The sequence below is a fragment of the Streptomyces fragilis genome, assembly GCF_003112515.1.
GTDB lineage: Bacteria > Actinomycetota > Actinomycetes > Streptomycetales > Streptomycetaceae > Streptomyces > Streptomyces fragilis.
Genome location: NZ_BEVZ01000004.1, coordinates 674,765 through 696,687 on the forward strand (window position 1 = coordinate 674,765; position 21,923 = coordinate 696,687).

Genomic DNA, 21,923 nt, shown 5'->3' on the forward strand with positions numbered 1-21,923 from the left:
CGTCGGCATCGACCGTTTCTACTGGATGCTCCACCGGTGGGGGTGGCCGGGGTCCCCGGGGCAGGCGAAGACGTTGAGTTCGCCCCAGCGCCCGAACACCACCTGGGTGGGTGAGGCGTGCGGGTGCGGCGGCAGACCGGCGTCCTCCACCGGCCGCCAGCTGACGGTGCCGTCCCATTCACCGGAATCCACGGTGAGCAGCAGCTCCATGGGTGTGGCGCACACCTGGCAGTCCATGGGATACGGGTCGGTCGTGTGCCAGGAGGCGTACCCGCCGGCCCGCCATCCGGGTGGGACGGAGAGGTCGTACTGGTACCGGGGGATGTCGGGCGTCTCGTCGCCGTGGTCGCCGTCCGGCCCGCGGTCCGTCCAGGGCTGCTCGACGGTCTGCTCCTCGGCCTCCTCCTCGCGCTCGTCCTCCCAGGCGTCGAGCCGTTCGCACAGCTCCTCGGGCAGGCACCCGGCGAAGGGGTAGGTGACGACCTGCTCGGGGTGCAGGACGCAGGGCTCCGGCACGTACCCGTCGAAGCCGACCACCTCGGGCTCCGGCTGGGGGTCGGCGACCTCGGCCCCGGCGGCCTCGGCGGAGTGCCGCCAGTGCACGTGGACCTTCGTCCCGTGACCGGACCGGCCGTGTGCGTCGAAGGGGCAGGCGAAGAGCTGGAGCAGGTCCGCGCCGTCGGGTCCCGGGCGCAGGTCGGGCACGTCCCGGCGGTAGAGCTGGGCCAGCGCGATCATCGGCACCGGGTGGTCGTCGGGCAGGTCGAGCAGACGGCGCCTGTCCTGCGGGCCGAGTGAGCCGCCGTCACCCCGGCGGGCGCGGCGGACGTCCCGCGTGCGGTACCCGGTGCCGCGGTCGTGCGGTTCGGTGCAGACCGGCCACGCCTCGCCCGTCGGCCACAGCAGCGGGCCGCCCACCGAGCTGTCCGCCACGGTGGGCGCGCCGGGGCGGGGGTGCAGCCGGGTGGTGGTGCCCCGGTACGCGGCGAGCTCCGGGAAGACGGCCTCGACGTCCAGCGGGCGCGGCGGGGTGGTTCTGGTCATGACCACGACTCTAGTGAGGCGGACGAGGCCGGGGGGACCGGTCCGTGATGCCGGTCCGGCCTCCGCCCCGACGTCCCCTCCCGCCCCGCCCCGGCCGGCCCGGTCGACCCGCGCCGGCCCCCGTTCTCAGCGGGGGGATACGACGTTGCCGCCGGCCGCCGTGCCGCCCTGGCGCTGGTGGACCAGCGCGTCGCGGATCTCCTGCAGGACCTCCAGCTCGGTGACGGTCACCGGGTCCTGTGTCCGCCGCTCCAGCGCCTCCTTGGCCTTGCGGCGGGCCGCCTGGCGGGCCAGCACCCGCGACATCGGCAGGACCATCAGGAAGTAGACGACCGCCGCGGTGATCAGGAAGGTCAGCGTCGCGCTGAGCACCAGACCCCACATGATCTCGACGCCCTGCCCCTTCTTCGTGCAGTCCCCCTTGATGCAGGTGCTGTACTGCGCGAGATCCATCGTGCCGAAGGCGCCGACGAGGGGATTGATCACGCCCTCGACGATCTTGTTCACGATGTTCGTGAACGCGGCGCCGATCACCACCGCGACCGCCAGGTCGATCACGTTGCCCCGCATCAGGAAGGCCTTGAAGCCCTCCAGCACGCTGACCTTCTCCTCGCTCACCCGAGGCCCCTTCCGTACCGAACCGGTCGGCACGCATGCCGCCGTCGACCAACACAACGATCCTGAACACTAGGGGGCGAGCGTCAACCCGCCGCAATCCGTGCGCTCGATCGGGGCATCCCGCAGGTCCACGCACCCCGGACCCCGCCCGCGGGGGCCGGCATCATGCGCCCATGCCCTTCCTCGTCGATCACGCCCTTCCTCCCGGGCCCCTCCTGCCCGGCGGCCAGCCCACGATGCCCGGCGGCGCCGCCGGGACGGTGCTGAGGCCGTGGAAGGAGACGGACGCGGCCGCCCTGGCGGAGGTGTTCCGCGACCCGGTGATCCAGCGGTGGCACCTGCGGCGCGTCGAGTCCCTCGACGAGGCCCGCGAATGGATCGCCGGCTGGCGCCACGCCTGGGCCCACGGGACGGCGGTGCACTGGGCGGTGGCGGACGCGCACGACGACACCCTGCTCGCACGCGTCTGCCTGCAGCGCTACGACCGGCACCTGGGGCAGGCTGAGATCTCCTACTGGACCGCCCCGACCGCCCGCGGGAAGGGCGTCTGCCCCGCAGCCGTCACCGCCGCCACTCACTGGGCGCTGGGGGAAGCCGGCTTCGCGCGGCTGGAGCTGCAGCACTCGACCGCCAACCCGGCGTCCTGCCGGGTCGCCGAGAAGACGGGCTACGCCCTGGAGGGGATCCGCCGCCGCGCCATGCGGCACCTCGACGGTCCGCACGACATGCACCTGCACGCCCGCGTGAAGCCGTGAGGTGGTGGGGAAAGAACATCGGGCCGGGGACCGGAGGGGGCGTCGCCGTCGTGCGGTTCGAACGCCGCACACGCCCCGTCCGGCACACCCGGCCACGACGGTGATCTCCTCGTTGCCGGAACTCCGCGGTTCATGCCCGCAAAACGGAACCGGATTTCCCGGATAGCGGGACCGGCGCCCGAATCCGGCCAGGACGGGGAAAACCGTCACCCGTTCGGGGGACGGTTGGAACTCACGCATTTCGACGCTCGTTGGCGGAACAAGCGTCGAACTCCTGTGGGCGGCAGGGTGCCGGACAGGGGCTCTGCGATAGGCGCGGGGTCGTTCCGGCCCCGCCTGCGTGGAGGGAGTACCGACCGTGACGGACCGCAGTGACCATCCACTCGCCCACAGAACGGTACTGACCGTTCCCGATGCCGAGACGCTCTTCGAGGACGTGCGGCGCACCAGTGCCCGGTGGCTGCTGGGCAGGTACGGCGCCGCGCCGCTGGAGCCCGGCCGGCACCGTCTGGACCCGGCCACGGTGCTGACCAACCACACGGCACGCCTCCCCGAGGGCACCGAACGCGCGATACGCCTGCAGCTGCTGGAGGAGAAGGAGGAGGCGGTCTGGCGCACCACCATCACCGCGCTGGCCTCGGAGGACATGGCCGCGGTGTCGGTGGGCCTGGAGGTGTTCCCCGACGAGGGTGCGCGGCCACGGGCGGGGCGGCCCAAGCTGGTGCGGGACCTGGTGGCGGCCCTGCGGCCGGAGGACGGGTCGGCCCGGCTCACGCTGGACGCGCAGTGCGTGGAGGCGGGCGGCGTCGAGACGCTGATGGACGTGCTCTGCGACCCGGAGCGCCGGCTGCCCGTCGTGGTGGCCGCCGACCCGGTGCGGTCACCCGTCGACGGGCTGTGGTCGGAGCGGCTGGAGCGGATCGTCCGGCAGGCCGCGGGAGCCGCCTCGCTGTACCGGCTGGCCGACCTGGAGGCGGTGGACGCCTTCCGGGAGGCGATAGGCGAGGACCACGGGGTGGCCCCGGGGGCCGTGCGCACCTACCTGACCGATGTCGACCCCGCCTGGGGCAAGGACGCCTCGCGGCACCGCTTCCTGACCGCCGCCCGGATGTGCGACGCGGGGGACCGCGCCTGGTTCGGCATGGTGCGCGCCGTGCAGCGCCTGTCCACCGCGGCGCCGCTGCCCCGGCCGTTGCGGAGGGTGCTCTTCCCCGACGAGACCGCGCGGCGGCACGGCGGCCGGGAGCGCGGGCGCGGCGACGGGCGGCCCGCCGCCGTCCCGGTCCTGCCACCGCCCCACGCGCAGCCGCCCAACTCGCCTCCGCCGGTCACACCGCCGCCGGACACTCCGCTGCCGGACACTCCGCTGCCGGATCCGGACGAGGCGATGCGGCTGCGCACGGAGGCCGAGGAGCTGCGGGCCGAACTCGAGCAGGCCCGCGAGGAGTTGCGGCAGGCCAGGCTGGACGCGGAGCTGTCCGCGCGCAGTCTTGCGGCGCTGGAGGAGCAGCGGGACCGGGCCGTCTCCCAGGCCGAGGAGGACATGGAGACGGCGCTGCGGGCGATGGACGGCGAGGAGGCCGCCCGGGCGGAGGTCTACGTCCTGCGCGAGCGGCTGTGCGAGGAGGGCCGGTACGAGGAGACGGTCGTCAAGGAGGCGGCCGGCGCCCCCGACTCGTTCGCCATGGTGTGGGAGCGCCTGGACTCCCTGGACGGCGTCCTGGTCACGGCGGACGCCCAGCGGGCCCTGGAGCTCGACGACGCCCAGCGGGGCCACATCTGGGCGGCCAAGGCGTGGAAGGGGCTGCGGGCCCTCGACGCCTACGCCAAGGCCGCGAAGGACGGCTTCAAGGGCGGCTTCTACCAGTACTGCTCCTCGCCGCAGTCGGGCGGCGAGTGGCCGCGCAAGCAGGTGGCGCTGGTCGAGTCGGAGACGACCATGAACCGGTGGGGCGAGGAGCGGATCTTCCCGGTGCCGACGGGGGTCGACGCCTCGGGCAGGGCGGAGATGCAGTCGCACCTGAAGATCGACAGCAAGGGGAGCACCTCGCCGCGCGTGTACTTCCTGGACGACACCAAGGGCATCACGGGCCGGGTGATCGTCGGGTACATAGGCGCGCACCTGACCAACACGCGGACCAACTGACAGGAGCGCCGCTGCGGTTGGGCCGGAAGGGCCTGAACGAGGCGGCGCCGGACGGGGAGTCTGAGCGCCGGGAAGCGGGGCAGACGGAAGGCACGGGCGGCGGCCACGGCTTCAGGGACGCGGGGCCGCCGCCCGCCCGGGACGACGAGTACACAACGACGCGTACACACAACGACCGACAACCGAACAAGGAGTGGCCCCATGCTTGCGATAGCCGGTGCGGTGCTGTTCGTCATCGCCTTCCTGATCAACGCCACCGAGCTGGACACCAACGCCGTGTTCAGCTCCGGCAACCTCACCCTGCTCGGCCTCGCAGCCGTCGCCCTGCACCTCGCGGGACTGGGCGGCCGCCGCACCCGCTGACGCGGCACCTCGGCACCCCTGCCTTCGCGTCACGGCCCCGCCCGCCCCGCTCGGCCCGTCCTGTCACCGCCTCCCCGGCGGTTCAGGCGGCCAGCGCGTGCCGGGTGCGGGCCGTGACGCGCTTCGCCAGGCCGAGCGACAGCGCCGAGGCCGTCACGCCCGCGACCAGGGCCGTCCACCACAGCACCGCCGGACCGGCCGCCGTGTAGAGCAGGACGCCCACCGTCAGGGCGGTGAACCGGGCCACGCCCCACGTCCAGTTCAGCGCGCCCTGGTAGCGGCCGCGGGCGTGCGGCGGGGCCAGGTGTGAGACCACGGTGGCGCTGATGCCGGCCACCACCACCTCGCCCAGCGACCAGACCACCACCGAGACGACGAACCCCGCGACGCCGTCGGCCAGGCCCGTCATCGCCACTCCCACCGCGACCAGCACGCTGCCCGCCGCGTGCACGGACAGCTGGGGCAGGTGGGCGAGCCGGGTGGTCACCAGCGGCTGGAGCAGCACCACCAGCGCCGCGTTGACCGCGGCGAGCGTCCCGTAGACCGTGGGCGACAGCCCGCTCCCGCTGATCGCCAGCGGCAGCGCGGCCTCGGTGAGCGCGTACACGAACGACTGGACGCCCAGTACGGGCAGCACCAGCAGCATCAGCCGGTCCCGCACCACGATGCCGTACCCGGCACCGGTCTCCTCCGATCCGTCCCCGCCGCGCGCCGCGGACCCGGTCTCCCGCAGGCGGGTCGCCACCACCAGGGCGTACGCCAGCATCGACGCGGCGTCGACGGCGAACAGCAGCCAGTACCCGTGCGCCGCCAGGAAACCGCCGAGCACGCCGGCGATCGAGGTGCCGATGTTGATCCCCCAGCCGAACAGCGCGTACGCCTGCCGCCGCCGCGGACCGTCCACCGAGTCGGCCATCAGCGCGTAGACGGCCGGGGAGACCATCGCGTTGGTGGCGCTGACCAGCAGGGCGGCCGCCGCCATGAGGGCGACGCCCGGCGCCAGGAAGAGCGCGCCCTGCGCGACCGCGGTGCCGACGAGCCCGATCAGCATGGTCGGGCGGCGGCCGATCCGGTCGGCGAGCAGCCCGCCCACGGCCGGTCCCAGCAGGCCGCCCGCCCCGAGCGCGCCGAGGATCAGCGAGGTCTGGGCGCCGGTGACGCCGCGGGAGGCCAGGAAGAAGACCAGGAAGGGCGTGACCATGCAGCCCAGCCGGTTGATGATCGTGCCCGCGAAGAGGGTCCGGACGGTCGCGGGGAGCCCGCGGAAGGTGGAGAACATGTGAGGAGGTTGTCCCTGGTCACCGTCGTGTCCCTATTGATTAAGCTCAGACCGAATCCAACGGACTCGCGGGGACCGCACCGGTGATCGGACCGGTCCGGTCCGCCCGCGTGACGCGACGGGGGCTGCGTGGAAGCAGAGCTCACCTTCTCGGCGACGGACCTGGCGCAGACCCGCTTCGCCGTCTCCCCCATGTGGGAGGTGGTCACCAGCTTCCGGCTGCTGTCCGCCCGGACCGAGCCGCCGCCGCACCGCGGCTGGCTGGCCCAGGTGCGTCCGCGGGTCCGCGAGGCCGGGCTGGACCGGGGCTGGCTGGCCGCGCTGGTGCCGCCGCGGAACTATCTCGCCGACTTCCTCACGCCGCTGCCCGCCGCGCCGTTCGCCTCCCTGGCCGAGGAGCTCGACGCGATCCGCGGCACCGACCCGGCCCGGGTCCGGGCCGACGTGGCGTGCCTGCTGGACGCGGACCCCGAACCGCGGGCCGGGGTACGGCTGCGGCTGCTGGAGAGGGCCCCGGAGGCCGCCCTGGACAAGCTCGCCGCGGAGATCGGGACCTACTGGGAGGTGGCGCTCGCGCCCTACTGGGCCCGCATCCGCAAGCTGCTGGAGGCCGACGTCTTCCACCGCGCCCGGCAGACCGCCGAGCACGGCTCCGCGCACGTCCTCAACGACCTGCACGACTCGGTGCGCTGGGACGACGGCGCGCTCCGGCTGCTGCGCCGTCAGGCCGGGTTCTCGCGTACCGGGTCCGGCCCGGGCCTGCTGCTCGTTCCCTCCGCCTTCACCTGGCCCGGACCGCTGACCCGCGCGGTGCCGCCCGAACCGCCGCAGGTCGCCTATCCCGCCCGCGGTGTGGGCCTGCTGTGGGAGGGGCGCACCACCGCCTCCACCGACGCGATCGCCGCCGTCCTCGGCCGCTCCCGCGCCCTCCTGCTGGCCGAGCTGGACGTCCCGGCCTCCACCACCGACCTCGCCCGCCACTGCGGCCTCTCCCCCGCCGGGGTCTCCCAGCACCTGACCGCGCTGCGTGACGCCGGCCTGGTGACCGCCCACCGCAACGGCCGCCGGGTCCTCTACGCCCGCACCGCCGTCGCGGACGCCCTGCTGTGCCCCCCGGTAGCCTGAGAGGCCGTCCCGGCCCGTGCCGACCGCCGGACGGGCCGCTGCCCGGCACGTCCCCGCCGTCCGTGACACGCGTCACCCGAGGACGGCTCGAGGAATGCTCGCGTCCCGGCGCGAGTTGGACATCCGGGCACGGCACACGGTCGCCCCGTCACCAGCAGTGCACGCAGCACCCGCAGCACCCGGAGGATCCATGGAGACCGCGTCCACCCGCCGCCCGACACCGCCCTCGGCGTCGTCGTCACCCGACATGAACGGGGAGCACGCCCCGCCGAATACGGAGGGCACCTCGGCCGCGCCGGACGCGGCCGGCGCGGAGGCCTCCCCCGCCGCGGCCGCCGCACCCGCCGACGGAAAGCTCCCCCGCAACCACTTCACCGTGATCGCGCTGCTGCTGGTCGCCGCGTTCGTCGTCATCCTCAACGAGACGACCATGGGCGTGGCCCTCCCGCCGATCATGGAGCACTTCGGCGTCTCGGCCGGCGTCGGCCAGTGGCTCACCACCATCTTCATGCTGATGATGGCCGTGGTCATCCCCATGACCGGCTTCCTGCTGCAGCGCCTGGGCACCCGCGGCTCGTTCCTCATAGCCATGGGGCTCTTCACCGCGGGCACCGCCCTCGCCGCACTCGCCCCGACGTTCGGCGTCCTGGTCCTGGCCCGCGTGATCCAGGCCTGCGGCACGGCCGTGATGCTGCCCCTGCTGATGACCACCGTCATGAACCTGGTCCCGCCGTCCCGCCGCGGACGCTTCATGGGCAACGTCTCGCTCGTCATCGCCGCCGCCCCGGCGCTCGGCCCCACCATGTCGGGTGCGCTGGTCGAGCCGCTCGGCTGGCGCGGCGTCTTCGGCGTCATGCTGCCGATCGCGGCCGTCTCGCTGATCCTCGGCGCGCTGATGGTGAAGGACGTCTCCGAGCGCAGCCGGCAGAAGCTCGACCTGCCGTCCGTCCCGCTGAGCGCGCTCGGCTTCGGCGGCCTGGTCTACGGCCTGTCCGCGATGGGCGAGGGCGGCGGCGCCCCCGTCCACCCCGCGATCCCCATCGGCCTCGGCGCGGTCGTCCTGGCCCTCTTCACGCTCCGCCAGATCCGCCTGCAGCGCACCGACGACGCCCTGATGGACATGCGCGCCTTCCGCGCCCCCGGCTTCTCCAGGGCGCTCGCGGCGATGTCCGTCGCCGCCCTCGGCATGTTCGGCGCGCTGATCCTGCTGCCGCTGGTCCTCCAGGAGGCCATGGACCTGGACCCGCTCTCCACCGGCCTGATCGTGCTCCCCGGCGCGATCTCGATGGGCCTGCTCGGCCCGGTGGTGGGCGGCTGGTACGACCGCGTCGGTCCCCGCCCCCTGGTCGTCCCGGGCTCGGTCCTCACCGTCCTGTCCATGCTCGGCCTCTCCACCGTCGAGCCGGACAGCTCCTGGCTGCTGGTCCTCGCCTCCCACGTCGTGCTCTGCCTGGGCCTGTCCATGATGTTCACCCCCCTCTTCACCACCGCCCTGGCCGGCCTCACCCCCGCCCTGTACTCGCACGGCTCGGCGGCCCTGAACACGGTCCAGCAGGTCGCCGGCGCGGCCGGCACCGCCCTGTTCGTCGCCCTCTTCTCCGCCCGCAGCGAGTCCCTGGCCGAGAAGGGCGTCCCCGCGGCGGAGTCCCTCACGGGCGGCGCGCAGCTGGCCTTCCTGGTCGGCGCGGGCGTCCTCGTCGCCGGCTTCCTCATCGGCCTCACCCTCCGCCGCCCCGAGGGCGCCGCCCCGGCGGTGACGGGCGGCCACTGAGCCACCGCCTCCCCGCCCTGTCCTCCGGCAGCCGCCGCCGAAGTCCGCCCGTTCCCGACCGTCTTGGGGGCGGGCGGACCGCGTCCCGCCGTTCCGGTCGCGGTGAGGGTCCGCCCCGGTGGCTTACGCGCCCGAGGAAGGGGCGGATGCGGCGACGTCGGGGGTCGGCGCCTTCTGGAAGGTGACCTCCACGCGGCGGTTCTTGCGGCGGCCCTCCTCCGTGGAGTTGTCGGCGATGGGGTAGTCCTCGCTGTAGCCGCGGACCTCGTAGTTCACGTCCGGGCCGAGGCTCGCGGCGAGTTCGCGCTGCACCTGGTCGGCGCGGTCCTTGGACAGCTTCTCGCCGTGCGCGTAGCTGCCGAGGTTGTCGGTGAACCCGAACACGCGGACGGTGGTGGCCTGCTGGCCCTTGATCTCCTCCGCGATCGCGGCGATGCGGGACTTCGCCTCGGGGTTCAGGCGGGAGCTGTTCTTGGGGAACAGGACCTCGGCCTGGAGGGCGAGCGTGACGGTCTGGGGCGTGTCCTCACGGCGCTCCTCGCCGCCGAGGTCCTCGACGACGGACTTGATGTCCAGCACCTTCGCCGGCGCGAGCTTCGCCCCCGGCTCCAGCCGGAGCCCGGACGCCCCTCCGTCCACCTCCGGCGGCGCGGCGGAACTCACGGACCCGGGGGGTTCACTGGGTCCGCCGTCGTCGGCCGAGGCGGGGGTTCCGGTGAGGGTGAGGGCGACGAACACGGCGAGGGTGGTGACGGCGACGGGGGTGGGGCGGGGGGTGGGTGGCATGGCTACTCCCCTCCGGACAGCGAGAGGGTGGCCGGGGGCAACCCGCCCACCTGGAAGTTCACGTCGTTGGTCTCCTCAGGAGGAGCAGGGAACTGGGCGAACCATTCAGTGGTCTGCCCGGCATCGATGCCGCCTGTGAAGCGCGTGCACAGGCACTGCCCCTCGGTGTCCCGTAGTACCAGGTACTTCTTTTTGCCGGCGCTGTCGACCAGACTCGCACCCGCCATTGATCCGGCGTTACGGGCCAGCTCACGCTCGTTGCCGCGCCACTCCCCCATGCCCTTGGCGTCGCTCGAGTTGTTGGTGACGGTTCCTTCCACAGTGACGAAACCACCGCCATCGCGCCTGGCGGAGGTGATCTTCAAGGTGACACCGTCCCCCTTGACCTCGGCCAGGACCTCTTCGGCGGCTTGGGAGGGAGTCCTTTTGTCATTGCCCTTGGCAGAGGAGCGGGTGGGGTCTGCAGTCTTGGCCTTGTCATCGCCGCCGTCACTACAAGCCGTGAGGGTGAGCAGCAGAACGGCTGCGACAGAAGTGGCCGACAAGGCGGCGCGCCCGAAGATGGGGTGCCGATGCATTACAGGTCCTCTCATTCTGCAAGGTATACGGAGAACAGGTCGGACCCGTCCGGGAGATCGTCCGGCTCGAAATCCTGGGGATCGATGGTCACGGTCTGCCCGTCACAATCCAGTTCTACGGCTTCGTCAGGCTTCGCATCCGCATCGAACGCGCACCGAGGCTCGATCACTGCCGTCGCTGTGGCTTTCGCCCGCATTCCTTCCGTGCCCGGGATTACGGAGTCTCCTACGGTTGAGGCCATTTGCACAGCGACCCGAAACGCGGGAAACCCACGAACGGAAGTGGCCTGAGGACCAGCTGTGACAGTTGCTCCGTTCTCGGCTGCCAGGGCCTGCGCGGCCGACGGGGCACCAACGCCCAGGTCACCATCACCGTCAAGCCAGCGGAGCCAGTCGTCTCCGTCCTGGAGAGCCAGCAGGAGACCGTTCACCAGGTCGTCGCGAGCACTCTGCGCCGCACCGAGCGCGGCGGCGTCAGCAGCGGTCTGGGCGCCGTTTCGCGCCGAAGCAGCCTGAGCGAAGGCAAAGAATGCGAGCCCCGCGAACAGGAGGATGGTCGTCAGCCAGATGTAGAGCGGGAGAGATTGTCCCGTATCGTCTCCAGCACGGACACATCTCAGCCACCGATGACGTCGTTCACCGCGTTCAGTATGGCGTCGGAGATCAGACTGTCGAGTGCCAGACCGTCGATCAGGACGAAGATCCCCGCCACGATGATCAGCAGCCCCGCGTACTCCACGAAGCTGGCCCCGCGGTCCCGGTCCGGGCCGCGTAGGCGGGCGAGGGTGGTCAGGGTCCAGGTGTGCAGTCGGGTCATGGCAGTCCTCCAGTTGGTGGCGTCGTGTCACTGCTGATGCCCGGGGTGACGTGGTCATTCGCCCCCCAGGATGGAACCGATGCCGGTGGCTGTGCCGAGGAACATTCCCGTGGCGATGAGGATCAATGTCGCCGGGAGCATGAACAGCAGGGTCACCAGCGTGGCTTTGGGGATCGTCTTGGCGGCGCGGCGGCGGGCGTTCTGGGCGTCGGTGCGGCGCATGTCCGTGGCGATCTGGATGAGGGTCTCGGCGATGGGGGACCCCAGCTCCTCGCCCTGCTGCAGCGCGGAGACGAACTGGGCGACCTGTTCGCTGTCGTTGCGGCGGCGCAGTTCGTCGAAGGCCTGGCGGCGCGGGACGCCCATGTCCATCTGCCGCAGCGTGATGCGCAGTTCGTCGGCCCAGGGACCCTCGTACCGTTCGGCGACGCGGTCCAGGGCCTGGCGGAAGGCGAGGCCGGCCGAGACGACGACGGCGAGGACGTCGAGGAAGTCCGGCAGCGTGCGGTCGATGACCTCGCGGCGTTCGCGGACGGCCTGCCAGATCTGCGCGTCGGCGGCCAAGAGGCCGAAGGCCAGCGACAGGAGGGCCATCGGCCAGGACGCGTTGGTCGCGAAGACGAGGAACATGAAGGCGCCGAAGAGGCCGTACACCGCGCGCCGCGCCGCATAGCGCTGCAGCGTCAGTCCACCCGGGTTGCCCGCCATGTCGATGCGGCGCCGCTTGGCGTCGGCGCGGCGGGGGCCCATGAGCCGCAGGACGGTGGGGGCGAAGCGCATGCCGAGGCGGTCGACGGCGGAGTCACGGCGCCCGACGCGGGTGGAGCCGACCTCGAGGGCGAGGGCCAGGTCGTCGGGGAGGGCCGCCTCGGAGCGCAGGAGGCGTATGCCCTGGACGACGCCGACGGCGGCGAGGGCCATCAGGAGGGCGAGGCCGAGAGGCAGGAGCGAGGACGGCGTCATCGGTCACACCTCGATCTTTCCGAGGCGGCGGATGGCGAGGAAGCCGACGACGTACAGGCCGAGGGCGAGCAGGACGAGGGCCTGGCCGACCGGGGAGCCGGTGACGCGGGCCAGCGCGCCCTCGTTGGAGGCGTCGACCAGCAGCAGCGAGCCGATGCCGAGCGCGGGGACGGTCAGGGCGGTGGCGTTGACCTCGGAGAGCATGGTGCGCACCTCGCGACGGGTCTCCTTGCGCTCCTCGAGGGTCTTGGTGAGGTTGCGCAGGGAGGAGACGACGGAGCCGCCGGCCTTGTTGGACAGCACCAACGTGGTGACGAGGACGATGAGTTCGCGGGAGGGAAGGCGTTCGGCCAGTTCGCCGAGCGCGTCGTCGATGGAGCGGCCGAGGGTCAGCTGGTCGGCGACGCGGGCGAGTTCGGAGCCGGCCGGGTCGTCGAGCTCCTCCGCCGCCATGGCCAGGGCGGTGCGCAGGGCGAGACCCGCGGCGGTGGCGTTGGCGATCAGGCGGGCCACGTCGGGGAGCTGGTTGATGAACGCCTCGATGCGGCGCTGCCGCTGCCAGTTGAGGTAGACGCCCGCGGACCACAGGGCGACGAAGGCGGCGATGGGCCCGAAGAAGGGGGCGAGGGCGGCGGAGGCGACGAGCCACAGGGCGAGCGCGGCGCCGCACGCGTACGCGGCGAACTCCCCCACGGTCACGTCCAGTCCGGTGGCCGCCAGCCGGAGCTGGACGGCGCGGCCCAGCCGGGTGCGGCGCAGGCGGCGGTCGACGGCGGTGAAGCGGCGGGGGCGGCCGCCGACCAGGCCGACGGCGCCCTGTTCCGCCTCGAGGCGGTCGACGAGGGCCTGCCGCTGCGCGCGGCCGGAGGCGTACACGTGGACGCCGGCCACCGCGAGGAGGCAGGCGAGCAGCGCCGCGCCGAGGGCGAGGAGGGACCAGTTCACGTCAGCGCCTCCCGGGTGTTGCGGGAGTCGAGCGCGTCGGTGACGCCGTAGGCGGGCGGTACGGCCTCGTCGGCGAGGAACAGCTTGTCGGCGGCCTCCCGGGGCAGCGGGAGGTGCTGGTAGTGGCCGCGGACCACGCGGTCGGGCCCCATCGGCTGGGGCACGAAGCGGGAGACGGTGGCGATGCGGTAGGGCTGGCGTCCGCGGGAGACCAGCAGTGCGATCTCGACGACGCGGCGGGTGCCGTCGGCCTGCCGGGCGAGCTGGACGACGACGTCGACGGCGGAGTTGATCTGGTCGGTGAGCGCCTCGAAGGGGATGTGCACCTCGGACATGGAGCCGAGGGTCTGCAGGCGCATCAGGGCGTCCTCGGCGGTGTTGGCGTGCACGGTGGCGAGCGAGCCGTCGTGGCCGGTGGACATGGCCTGCAGCATGTCGAGGGTCTCGCCGCCGCGGACCTCGCCGACGATGATCCGGTCGGGCCGCATGCGCAGGGAGTTGCGGACCAGGTCGCGGATGGTGACCTGGCCCTTGCCCTCGATGTTGGCGGGACGGGACTCCAGGCGGATGACGTGGCTCTGCTGGAGCTGCAGTTCGGCGGAGTCCTCGATGGTGATGATGCGCTCGTGGGAGGGGATCAGGCCGGACAGCGCGTTGAGCAGGGTGGTCTTGCCGGAGCCGGTGCCGCCGCTGACGATGACGTTGAACCGGGCGCGGACGAAGGCGGCGAGGAGCAGCAGCATCTGCTCGTCGAGGGAGCCGAGGCCGATCAGCTCGGGGAGCGTGTAGGCGCGCGGGAAGCGGCGGATGGTGAGGGTGGGGCCGGTCAGCGCGAGCGGCGGGATGATCACGTTGACGCGTTCGCCGGTGGGCAGGCGGGCGTCGACCATCGGGTTGGACTCGTCGACGCGCCGGTTGACGGTGGAGACGATGCGCTCGATGGTCTGCATCAGCTGGTCGGCGGAGGCGAAGCGCAGCGGCAGGTGTTCGACGCGGCCGGCCCGCTCGACGAAGACCGAGTCGGGGCCGTTGACCATGATCTCGGTGATCGACGGGTCGGCGAGGAGGGGTTCGAGCACGCCCAGGCCGAGGGCCTCGTCGACGACGCGGCGGATCAGGCGGGCGCGTTCGGTGGAGGAGAGGACGGGGCCCTCGCGGCTGATGATGTGGCCCAGGACGCGTTCCAGGCGCGTGCGGCGCTCGGTGGCGTCGAGGGCGGACATCTCGGCGAGGTCGATCTCCTCGAGGAGCTTGGAGCGGTAGACGGCGACGAGGTGGTTGTCCTCGCGGTGCCCGTCGGCGGCGCCGTTCTGGCCGGGGAGGGCGGACGGGGCGCCGTCGGGGCCGTTCGCGGCGGCGAGGCGGGATCGCAGGCTCATGGGGGGCGGGTCTCCTTCCTCGGTCAGCCGCCGGACGCGGCGGAGCGGTCGGTGGGCATGGTGGCTTCGCGGACGATGTCCCAGCCGTCGCCGAGCAGCGGGATGACGGACGGGACGTGCACGGTGACGCGGGCGGTGGTGGTCTCGGCGCCGGGTGCGGTGCTGACGGCGGGGTCGAGCCAGGAACTCACGGCGGCGGTGCCCACGGCGGCACCGTCGCCGTCCTGGGAGGCGGAGCGGGCGGCGGCCCGGGCGGCGGTGCCGGCCTGGTTGGCGCCGTAGCCGACCAGGCCGAGCTGGAGGGCGGCCATGGCGATCACGAGGAGGACGGGGAGGTACCCGGCGAGCTCGAGGGAGGAGACCCCGCGGTCACCGCGCACGCGCGGCGCCGAGGGGCCGGGGGGCCGGCCCGTCCGTCCGTGCCGTGCCGGCGTCATGGTCCGCGTCACCCGAGGTCGCCCCCCTCCAGCGCCGCACCCGCCGTGCCGTCCACGGACCAGCCCGCGTCGACGCCGGGGAAGAAGAGGGGCACGTCCGCGTGGACCGTGGCGCGCATCAGGTCGCCCTCGGGGGCGCACCGGATGTCCGCGCCGCTCCAGGCGTCGGGGAGGTGCTTGGTCCCCGCGGCGGAACAGGCACCGGCCCAGTCGCCGTGGACGGCGTGCGCGGCGGTGGCGGCGCGGGCGGCCTCGTCGGCGGCGTTGCCCGCCAGGGAGAACGTGTAGCCCCACAGCACCGCCTGCCAGAGCAGGCCCATGACGACGAGCAGGATGGGGAAGATCCCGGCGAACTCCAGCGTGACGGAGCCCCGGTCACCCGCGCCGCGGCGCAGGGCGAGGCCGTTGCCGGGCTTGCGGCGCCGCCCGCGCGCCCCGGCCTCGTCCTCCGGCGCGGCGGCGACCAGGCCGAGTTCGCCTGCCAGAGTCCACAGGGCGCGCTTGACGGAGGACTTGGCCTCCAGGTCCTGCAGCCGGCCGGCGTCGACCACGGCGGAGAGTTCCTTGTACGCGGCGGGCACGTGGGTCGCGGCGGTGCGGGTGCCGGTGACCCGCTCGACGAGCTGGGGGTTGATCTCGGCGCCGCGGGCGTGCCGGTTGACGACGGTGAGGGTGTCCTCGGCCTTGCGGATCTGGAGCCGGTCCCAGAGGCGGACCATGCGCTTGGCGGCGCGCACCGCGATGACGTCGGGGGTGACGACCAGCAGCGCGTGGTCGGCGGACTCCACCGCGGCGGCGGTGGCGGCGTCCATCCGGGCCCCGCAGTCGAGGACGACCACGTCGTAGCGGGAGCGCAGCACGGACAGGACCTGGCGGGCGGTGCGGTCGCCGACCTCCTCGCCGCGCTCGCCCTCCGCGGGGGCGAGCAACAGGGCGATGCCGGAGTCGTGCGTGTAGATCGCGTCCTGCAGGACGCGCGGGTTGATGTCGTGGATGCCGGCCAGGTCGGCGACGGACCGCCGGTACTGGACGTCCAGGTAGGAGGCGACGTCACCGGACTGCAGGTCGAGGTCGACGAGGGCGACGGTGCGGCCGGAGGCGCGCGCGGCCAGGGCCAGGTGGACGGCGGTGACGGTGGCGCCGACGCCGCCCTTGGCCCCGGTGACGGTGACGACGGTGCCGCCCGAGCCGCGGCCGTACGGGTCGGCGCCCGCGCCGGCGGTGAGGTGGCGGCGCATCCCGGCGGCCCAGGAGGCCGCGGCGTGCACCCGCTCGGCCAGCCCTTCGGGGCTGAGCGGCAGGGTGACGATGCCGCGGGCGCCGGAGTCCATGGCGGCGGTGAGGGTGGTGGAGGAGGAGTCGGCGGTGATCAGCACGACGCCGACCGCCGGGTGGCGCAGCACGATCTCCCGGATCAGCTCCAGCGCCGGCACCGGGCCGATCCGTTCGTGGACCAGGACCACCTCGGGCAGCTCGTCCACCGACTCGGCGGCGCCCGCGCCGAGGGCGTCGAGCAGGGTGGCCGAGTCGTGCACGGGCGGGGCCGGCACGACCTCGGGCAGCTGGTCGAGGAGGGCGGCGAGGGCGCGGGCGGAGTCGACGTCTCCCACGGCGGGGAGGATGCGGACGGTCATCGACGCCCCCTCACTGCTTGTCCTGCTCGAGGGTGTACGTCCGGTCGGCTGGCGGCACCGAGGTGTCGTCGCCGCCGGCCACCAGGGCGAGGCGCACGTGCTCGGCGAACGACTCGGCGTAGGCGACGCGCTGGGCGTCGGCGGTGGAGAGCGCGAAGGTGATCGGCACGGCCTCGGTGGCGGTGCGGCGGTTCGGGCCGCTGCCGTCGGGTTCCAGGGCGGTCAGTTTGCCGACGTCGATGACGCGGGCGTTCTGCACGATCAGGCGGGACTGGTCACGGCCGCGGTCCTCGCCCTCGAAGGTGGCGAAGATGTTCACCCGCGCGCCGGTGGTGATCTTTCCCGCGACGCCGGTGGAGGCGTCGATCATGATGGCGATCTCCTGCTGCCCGCGCTGGAGTTCGGGGCGGTCGACCACCATGTCGGACTGGAGCAGGGAGCCTTCGCGGAGGGTGGTGACGGCGATCTTCCCGCGGATCTTCGACAGGTCGGTGACGGCGGTGCCGGACAGCCAGCGCTTCGGCATGCTGATCTTTTCGAACTGGCCGGGGGTGAGTTCCTGGTACGGGGCGACGTCCGTCTTCAGCCGGTAGGCGGTCGTCTCGGGGCCGACCTTCGACTTCACGTCCCTGACCACGGCGAGCACTCCGGCGAACGCCGCGATGGCGGCTATCGCCGAGAGGACCAGCAGCAGAACGCCGCGGCGCTGGCGGGAGTTCACGGTCTGTTTCACCTCGTGGGTCGGGAACGGTGGTTCGGGTCGGGCGGGGCGGGCCGGCCGGGTGGTGCCCGGTCAGGGCGAACGGGGCGGCGACTGCGGTGGCGGGGGGCCGGGGTGGCGGTCGGGTCGGTGCGGACGGTCGTGCGTGCCGGCATCGGCGCCGGGCATCACCGGTCCGGTACCCGGGGTGGGCCCGGACGTGCCTGCCGTATCTGCCGTGCCTGCCGTGGTGGTGTCCGGGTCCGGACGTCCGGCACCGTGCCCCGACGGCCGCACGGGGTCGGGCTCCTCCCCCGCTGCCGGGCGCGGCCGGACCCCGGGTCCGTCCTGCGGCAACCGCGGCGCGGGCCCGTGCCCGGCACCGTCCCCCTGGACGGGCCGGGGCGGCCCGTCGGTCCCCGGGGCACGGCCGGGGTACGGCACGGAACCGGCCGGGGCCTGACCGGGACGCCCCTGGGCGTACCCGTGGCGGGCCCCCGGCCCTGGGGCACCGGGACGGACACCGGGTGCGGCCAAGGGAGAACCGGGTCCGGAGGCCCCCGGCCCGAAGCGGGCGTCCGGGGCGGAACCACCCGCACCAGGGCGGGAGTCGGACGAGCCCGTCACGTCACCCGGACCGGGACGCCCGCCGGGCACCCCCGCGGAACCGGGACCGGAGGGAGCACCGAAGCCGGAGTCGGGCCGCCCAGCCTGCCCGTGACCGGCGTGCGCGCCGGACACCGCCGACGCGGAAGCGGGACCTGAGCCCGGACCGAAACCGGAGCGAGGCACGGTCGCGGGAGCGCCAGGCCTGGTGCCGGGAACGGGCCGCGAGCCGGGTCCTGTCGGCGCGGCACTAGGCCCGAAGCCGGAGTTGGGCGCCGCCGACGCGGAACCCGGACCTGAGCCCGGACCGAAGCGGGCGTCAGGTGCCGTCGGAGCCGGACCCGGGTGCGACCCGGGTACGACCGGGGCAGGCCCGTGACCGGAAGCGGAGGCCGGGCCGGACCGTGAGCCGGGTACGGCCGGACCAGGACCGGACCGCAGGCCCGGTTCCCCGGAACCAGCCTCCGGCCGAGCACCGGGCACCCCCGGACCCTCACCGGCCCGCGCCCCCGGCACACCCGGACCTGCACCAGACCGAGCACCGGCCTCTCCCGGACCCACGCCAGACCGCGCACCGGACCGCGCCCCAGGCACACCCGGTCCCTCACCGGACCGCGCACCCGGCACACCCGGACCTGCACCAGACCGAGCACCGGCCTCTCCCGGACCCACGCCCGGCCGCGCACCGGACCGCGCCCCAGGCACACCCGGTCCCTCACCGGACCGCGCACCCGGCACACCCGGTCCCGTGCCAGGACGCGCCCCCGGCGCACCCGGTCCCGTGCCGGGGCGCGGAGCCGGTATCGGGCGCAGGCCCTCGGGGCCGGTCGGGCGGGGGCCGCCGCCCGGCCCTATGGCGGCCGCGGGCCCCGGCGGACGCGAGAGCGGCGCGGTCCCGGCAGCCCCCGGCCGCACCGCACGCGCACCGGCACCCGCTCCCGCACCGACCACCGCGCTCCCCGTCACGCTGTGCGTGCTCGCGGGGAACTCCGGCGGCGGCGCGAGCGGTGAGGCGCAGAAGGCGCAGCGGTCCCCGATGATCTCCAGCCCGCACCACCGGCACCGGTCCCGCCGCACGGAGGAGACGAGCTGGTAGAGCACCGACACGTCGGGCAGCCCGGCGGCGAACTCGACGAGCTTGGCCGTCCCCCACCAGGACGCCGACTCCGCCGGCACCGGCACCGTGGAGAAGTGCTGGACCCGCCAGTCGGGGGCGAGCGTGGAGCCGACCCAGTCGGACGGGGTGCCGCTCCCGAAGCCCGCGCCGGTCGCGGCGACCATCCGCGTGGCGAACTCGGGCCCCGGCAGCCGGTCCTCGCCGCCGACCCGCACCAGCGCGGGCCGGGGCGTCGCCAGGACCGCGAACTGGGCGCCCGGCAGCCAGGACCTGGCGTGCGCCGTCATCGTGACCGGCACGTGGTCGAGCCGGGTCACGGAGTTGAGCAGCGCCCCCGACCAGATGTAGTGCGCGAGCAGCCGCGCCGCCGAGGCGAGCACCCCGGGTCCGAAGTCGCAGACGCTGAGCTGCCGTAACTGCTGGGCGAGTACCGCGACACCGAGCGGCGGGAGGTCGGCGGCGACGATGGCCACCCGGTCGGTCTCCAGCAGTGAGCGCGCGGTGTGCAGCCGCCGCACGACGGCCGGGTCGGTGACCGCGGGGTGCACTGCGACGACGTAACCCTGCTGCTCGACGAGCGAGTTGAGCTCGTAGACCGTCTCCTCGACGGTCGCCCGCGGCTGGAGAACGGCGGGCGGGGTGTGCCGGTCTCCGGCGGGGAGTACCAGGCCGGGACCGGACACACTGATGGCAGTCGGCACCGCTCCACCCTCCCCCGTCGCCCCCGTCTTCACGTGCGTGCGCAGCGCTTTCACCAGCACGATATCCCCGGCTCAGGGCCTGCGACACCTGCTTGGCGGAGATCGTCTCAACCGGGACCTGTCCGGTGATCGCGGCGTGTCGGCATATACGCCAACTCGCATCCACAGGTGTGAAGTTACGGTGCCGCCGCGACTCTTGACACCAGCATTGGTCTGGACCAAGTTGGTCTAGACCGGCTGGACACGCCGCAGGATCCGGCCACCCCGGCCCGATTCCGCTCCGGCGACCCCCCGCACCTCCCCCTCACACGCAGGGAGCCCCCATGAAGCGCACGCGTCCCACCCTCACCTCTCCCCAGGCGAGACCCCGGATACTCGCCACCGTCCTGACCTCCGCGCTCGCCCTCGCGGGCACCGCCCTCGCGGCCGGCCCCGCGGCCGCCGCCGACGTGAACAACGTCCGCAACGGCGGCTTCGAGTCGGGCCTCACCGACTGGACCTGCTCCGCGGCGAGCGGCGCGTCCGTCACCTCCCCGGTGCACGGCGGCTCGCGCGCCCTCAAGGCCACCCCGGCGGCGCAGGACAACGCCCGCTGCAGCCAGGTGGTCGCGGTGAAGCCCGGCTCCACCTACACGCTGAGCACCTGGGTGCAGGGCGGCTACGCCTACCTGGGCGTGACCGGCACCGGCACCACGGACGTCTCCACCTGGACCCCGGACTCCGGGGCGTGGAAGGAGCTGCGCACCACCTTCACCACGGGCGCCAACACCACCTCGGTGACCGTCTACACCCACGGCTGGTACGGCCAGGCGCCCTACTACGTGGACGACTTCTCCGTCCTCGGCCCCGACGGCGGAGGCGGCGGGGGCGGCGAGCCGGAGCAGCCGGCGATCCCCGCGGCCCCGGCCGGGCTGACGGTCTCGGGGACGACCTCGTCCTCCGTCTCCCTCACCTGGAACACCGTGCAGGGCGCGACCGGCTACACCGTGTACCGGAACGGCACCCGGGTGGCGACCGCCACCGGCACCTCGGCGACCGTCACCGGGCTCAGCGCGTCCACCGCGTACTCCTTCCAGGTGACCGCGACCAACGCGGCGGGCGAGTCCGCGAAGTCCGCCACGGTCAACGCGACCACCCAGCCCACCGGCACCGGTGGCGGCACCGCCCTGCCCAAGCACGTGGTGACCGGGTACTGGCAGAACTTCAACAACGGCGCCGCCGTGCAGACGCTCGCCCAGGTGCAGAGTCAGTACGACATCATCGCGGTCGCCTTCGCCGACGCCACCAGCACGCCGGGCGCCGTCGACTTCACCCTCGACTCGGCCGGCCTGAACGGCTACACCGAGGCCCAGTTCAAGGCCGACATCCGCGCCAAGCAGGCGGCGGGCAAGAAGGTCATCATCTCCGTCGGCGGCGAGCTCGGCGCGGTGCGGGTGGCCGACTCGGCCTCCGCGACCAACTTCGCCAACTCGGTGTACGCACTGATGCAGGAGTACGGCTTCGACGGCGTCGACATCGACCTGGAGAACGGCCTCAACGCGACCTACATGACGCAGGCGCTGCGCTCCCTGTCGGCGAAGGCCGGGCCGAACCTGATCATCACCATGGCCCCGCAGACCATCGACATGCAGTCGACCTCGGGCACCTACTTCCAGACGGCGCTCAACATCAAGGACATCCTGACCGTCGTCAACATGCAGTACTACAACAGCGGTTCCATGCTGGGCTGCGACGGCAAGGTCTACTCGCAGGGCTCGGTGGACTTCCTCACCGCGCTGGCCTGCATCCAGCTGCAGGGCGGGCTCGCGCCCTCCCAGGTCGGCATCGGCGTCCCGGCCTCCACCCGCGGCGCCGGCAGCGGCTACGTCTCCCCGACGGTCGTCAACAACGCCCTGGACTGCCTGACCAAGCTCACCAACTGCGGCACCTTCAAGCCCTCCAAGGCCTACCCGGACCTGCGGGGCGCGATGACCTGGTCGACCAACTGGGACGCCACCGCCGGCAACGCCTGGTCCAACGCCGTCGGCCCGCACGTCCACGGTCTCGGCTGATCCCCCCACGCCCGAAAACCCCGCCTCCCTACCTCCCCCCCCGCCAGGAGGCGGGCCCCGCCCCCGCAGCGCGACGCCGTTGCGGGGGCGGGTGCGCGCGGAACCCCT

The 21,923-nt window shown here is 73.5% G+C and carries 20 protein-coding genes; 7 read left to right on the forward strand and 13 right to left on the reverse strand.

The annotated features are described in order from the left end of the window. Positions 1-18: 18 nt before the first annotated feature. The gene (locus tag Sfr03f_RS16255) at positions 19-1,044 is read right to left on the reverse strand and encodes a hypothetical protein (RefSeq protein WP_108955021.1); all 1,026 of its coding nucleotides are present in this window, start codon (positions 1,042-1,044) and stop codon (positions 19-21) included. A 126-nt stretch (positions 1,045-1,170) separates the two neighbouring features. Continuing rightward, positions 1,171-1,662: a large conductance mechanosensitive channel protein MscL gene (gene mscL / locus Sfr03f_RS16260; RefSeq protein ID WP_108954605.1), complete on the reverse strand. Its 492-nt coding sequence runs from the start codon at positions 1,660-1,662 to the stop codon at positions 1,171-1,173. Between the two features lie 173 nt (positions 1,663-1,835). Between mscL and Sfr03f_RS16265 the strand changes: the two genes are divergently transcribed. The 3 genes from Sfr03f_RS16265 (at position 1,836) to Sfr03f_RS30650 (ending at position 4,926) form a co-directional block, all read left to right on the forward strand. Further along, complete coding sequence (locus tag Sfr03f_RS16265; RefSeq protein ID WP_108954606.1) at positions 1,836-2,417, forward strand: GNAT family N-acetyltransferase; 582 nt, start codon at positions 1,836-1,838, stop codon at positions 2,415-2,417. Positions 2,418-2,775: 358 nt separating this feature from the next. After that, entirely contained in the window at positions 2,776-4,563 is a 1,788-nt protein-coding gene (locus Sfr03f_RS16270) for a hypothetical protein (protein ID WP_108954607.1), read from the forward strand. Positions 4,564-4,764: 201 nt separating this feature from the next. Beyond that, positions 4,765-4,926 (forward strand): hypothetical protein, encoded by a 162-nt coding sequence (locus Sfr03f_RS30650; protein ID WP_170145095.1) that lies wholly within the window; start codon positions 4,765-4,767, stop codon positions 4,924-4,926. Positions 4,927-5,008: 82 nt separating this feature from the next. On the opposite strand, the gene Sfr03f_RS16275 is transcribed toward Sfr03f_RS30650, so the two are convergent. Beyond that, positions 5,009-6,205, reverse strand: a complete 1,197-nt coding sequence (locus tag Sfr03f_RS16275) for an MFS transporter (RefSeq protein ID WP_108954608.1) — start codon at positions 6,203-6,205, stop codon at positions 5,009-5,011. A gap of 129 nt (positions 6,206-6,334) precedes the next feature. On the opposite strand from Sfr03f_RS16275, the gene Sfr03f_RS16280 reads away from it, so the two are divergent. Both Sfr03f_RS16280 and Sfr03f_RS16285 read left to right on the forward strand, forming a co-directional pair. Then, on the forward strand, positions 6,335-7,330 hold the full coding sequence (locus Sfr03f_RS16280) for an ArsR/SmtB family transcription factor (protein WP_245967582.1): 996 nt from the start codon (positions 6,335-6,337) through the stop codon (positions 7,328-7,330). A 190-nt stretch (positions 7,331-7,520) separates the two neighbouring features. Next, positions 7,521-9,101, forward strand: coding sequence for an MDR family MFS transporter (locus Sfr03f_RS16285; protein WP_218028156.1), 1,581 nt, complete (start codon positions 7,521-7,523; stop codon positions 9,099-9,101). A gap of 123 nt (positions 9,102-9,224) precedes the next feature. Here Sfr03f_RS16285 and Sfr03f_RS16290 read toward each other — a convergent pair whose 3' ends face one another. From Sfr03f_RS16290 to cpaB, 10 genes are all read right to left on the reverse strand, one after another. After that, a complete protein-coding gene (locus tag Sfr03f_RS16290) occupies positions 9,225-9,887 on the reverse strand; it encodes an OmpA family protein (RefSeq protein ID WP_108954610.1) in 663 nt (220 codons plus the stop codon). A gap of 2 nt (positions 9,888-9,889) precedes the next feature. Further along, complete coding sequence (locus Sfr03f_RS16295) at positions 9,890-10,465, reverse strand: hypothetical protein (protein WP_245967583.1); 576 nt, start codon at positions 10,463-10,465, stop codon at positions 9,890-9,892. 11 nt (positions 10,466-10,476) lie between these two features. Next, a complete protein-coding gene (locus tag Sfr03f_RS16300; protein WP_108955023.1) occupies positions 10,477-11,085 on the reverse strand; it encodes a pilus assembly protein TadG-related protein in 609 nt (202 codons plus the stop codon). Next, the gene (locus Sfr03f_RS16305) at positions 11,082-11,282 is read right to left on the reverse strand and encodes a hypothetical protein (protein WP_108954612.1); all 201 of its coding nucleotides are present in this window, start codon (positions 11,280-11,282) and stop codon (positions 11,082-11,084) included. Before Sfr03f_RS16305 ends, Sfr03f_RS16300 begins: the two co-directional genes overlap by 4 nt. Positions 11,283-11,336: 54 nt before the next feature. Continuing rightward, positions 11,337-12,245, reverse strand: a complete 909-nt coding sequence (locus tag Sfr03f_RS16310; protein WP_108954613.1) for a DUF5936 domain-containing protein — start codon at positions 12,243-12,245, stop codon at positions 11,337-11,339. A gap of 3 nt (positions 12,246-12,248) precedes the next feature. Next, positions 12,249-13,190: a type II secretion system F family protein gene (locus Sfr03f_RS16315; RefSeq protein ID WP_108954614.1), complete on the reverse strand. Its 942-nt coding sequence runs from the start codon at positions 13,188-13,190 to the stop codon at positions 12,249-12,251. Next, the gene (locus Sfr03f_RS16320) at positions 13,187-14,569 is read right to left on the reverse strand and encodes a TadA family conjugal transfer-associated ATPase (protein ID WP_108954615.1); all 1,383 of its coding nucleotides are present in this window, start codon (positions 14,567-14,569) and stop codon (positions 13,187-13,189) included. The genes Sfr03f_RS16315 and Sfr03f_RS16320 overlap by 4 nt, the downstream gene beginning before the upstream one ends. 23 nt (positions 14,570-14,592) lie before the next feature. Next, positions 14,593-14,949, reverse strand: a complete 357-nt coding sequence (locus tag Sfr03f_RS16325) for a TadE/TadG family type IV pilus assembly protein (protein ID WP_359289363.1) — start codon at positions 14,947-14,949, stop codon at positions 14,593-14,595. 65 nt (positions 14,950-15,014) lie between these two features. Next, positions 15,015-16,640: a CpaE/TadZ family protein gene (locus Sfr03f_RS16330; RefSeq protein ID WP_108954616.1), complete on the reverse strand. Its 1,626-nt coding sequence runs from the start codon at positions 16,638-16,640 to the stop codon at positions 15,015-15,017. Positions 16,641-16,650: 10 nt separating this feature from the next. Continuing rightward, the gene (gene cpaB, locus Sfr03f_RS16335; protein WP_108954617.1) at positions 16,651-17,361 is read right to left on the reverse strand and encodes a Flp pilus assembly protein CpaB; all 711 of its coding nucleotides are present in this window, start codon (positions 17,359-17,361) and stop codon (positions 16,651-16,653) included. Between the two features lie 1,723 nt (positions 17,362-19,084). Here cpaB and Sfr03f_RS30795 point away from each other — a divergent pair. Further along, positions 19,085-19,411, forward strand: coding sequence for a hypothetical protein (locus tag Sfr03f_RS30795; RefSeq protein WP_159105655.1), 327 nt, complete (start codon positions 19,085-19,087; stop codon positions 19,409-19,411). Positions 19,412-20,087: 676 nt separating this feature from the next. After that, positions 20,088-21,815: a chitinase gene (locus Sfr03f_RS16345; protein WP_108954618.1), complete on the forward strand. Its 1,728-nt coding sequence runs from the start codon at positions 20,088-20,090 to the stop codon at positions 21,813-21,815. The last annotated feature ends 108 nt before the right edge of the window (positions 21,816-21,923 follow it).

What these genes read in the sequence shown, in the direction of transcription:
- Sfr03f_RS16255 (WP_108955021.1), bottom strand. Translation starts at nt 1,044, where the DNA reads ATGACCAGAACCACCCCGCCGCGCCCGCTGGACGTCGAGGCCGTCTTC.
- Sfr03f_RS16265 (WP_108954606.1), top strand. Translation starts at nt 1,836, where the DNA reads ATGCCCTTCCTCGTCGATCACGCCCTTCCTCCCGGGCCCCTCCTGCCC.
- Sfr03f_RS30650 (WP_170145095.1), top strand. Translation starts at nt 4,765, where the DNA reads ATGCTTGCGATAGCCGGTGCGGTGCTGTTCGTCATCGCCTTCCTGATC.
- Sfr03f_RS16275 (WP_108954608.1), bottom strand. Translation starts at nt 6,205, where the DNA reads ATGTTCTCCACCTTCCGCGGGCTCCCCGCGACCGTCCGGACCCTCTTC.
- Sfr03f_RS16285 (WP_218028156.1), top strand. Translation starts at nt 7,521, where the DNA reads ATGGAGACCGCGTCCACCCGCCGCCCGACACCGCCCTCGGCGTCGTCG.
- Sfr03f_RS16290 (WP_108954610.1), bottom strand. Translation starts at nt 9,887, where the DNA reads ATGCCACCCACCCCCCGCCCCACCCCCGTCGCCGTCACCACCCTCGCC.
- Sfr03f_RS16295 (WP_245967583.1), bottom strand. Translation starts at nt 10,465, where the DNA reads ATGCATCGGCACCCCATCTTCGGGCGCGCCGCCTTGTCGGCCACTTCT.
- Sfr03f_RS16305 (WP_108954612.1), bottom strand. Translation starts at nt 11,282, where the DNA reads ATGACCCGACTGCACACCTGGACCCTGACCACCCTCGCCCGCCTACGC.
- Sfr03f_RS16310 (WP_108954613.1), bottom strand. Translation starts at nt 12,245, where the DNA reads ATGACGCCGTCCTCGCTCCTGCCTCTCGGCCTCGCCCTCCTGATGGCC.
- Sfr03f_RS16320 (WP_108954615.1), bottom strand. Translation starts at nt 14,569, where the DNA reads ATGAGCCTGCGATCCCGCCTCGCCGCCGCGAACGGCCCCGACGGCGCC.
- Sfr03f_RS16330 (WP_108954616.1), bottom strand. Translation starts at nt 16,640, where the DNA reads ATGACCGTCCGCATCCTCCCCGCCGTGGGAGACGTCGACTCCGCCCGC.
- Sfr03f_RS16345 (WP_108954618.1), top strand. Translation starts at nt 20,088, where the DNA reads ATGAAGCGCACGCGTCCCACCCTCACCTCTCCCCAGGCGAGACCCCGG.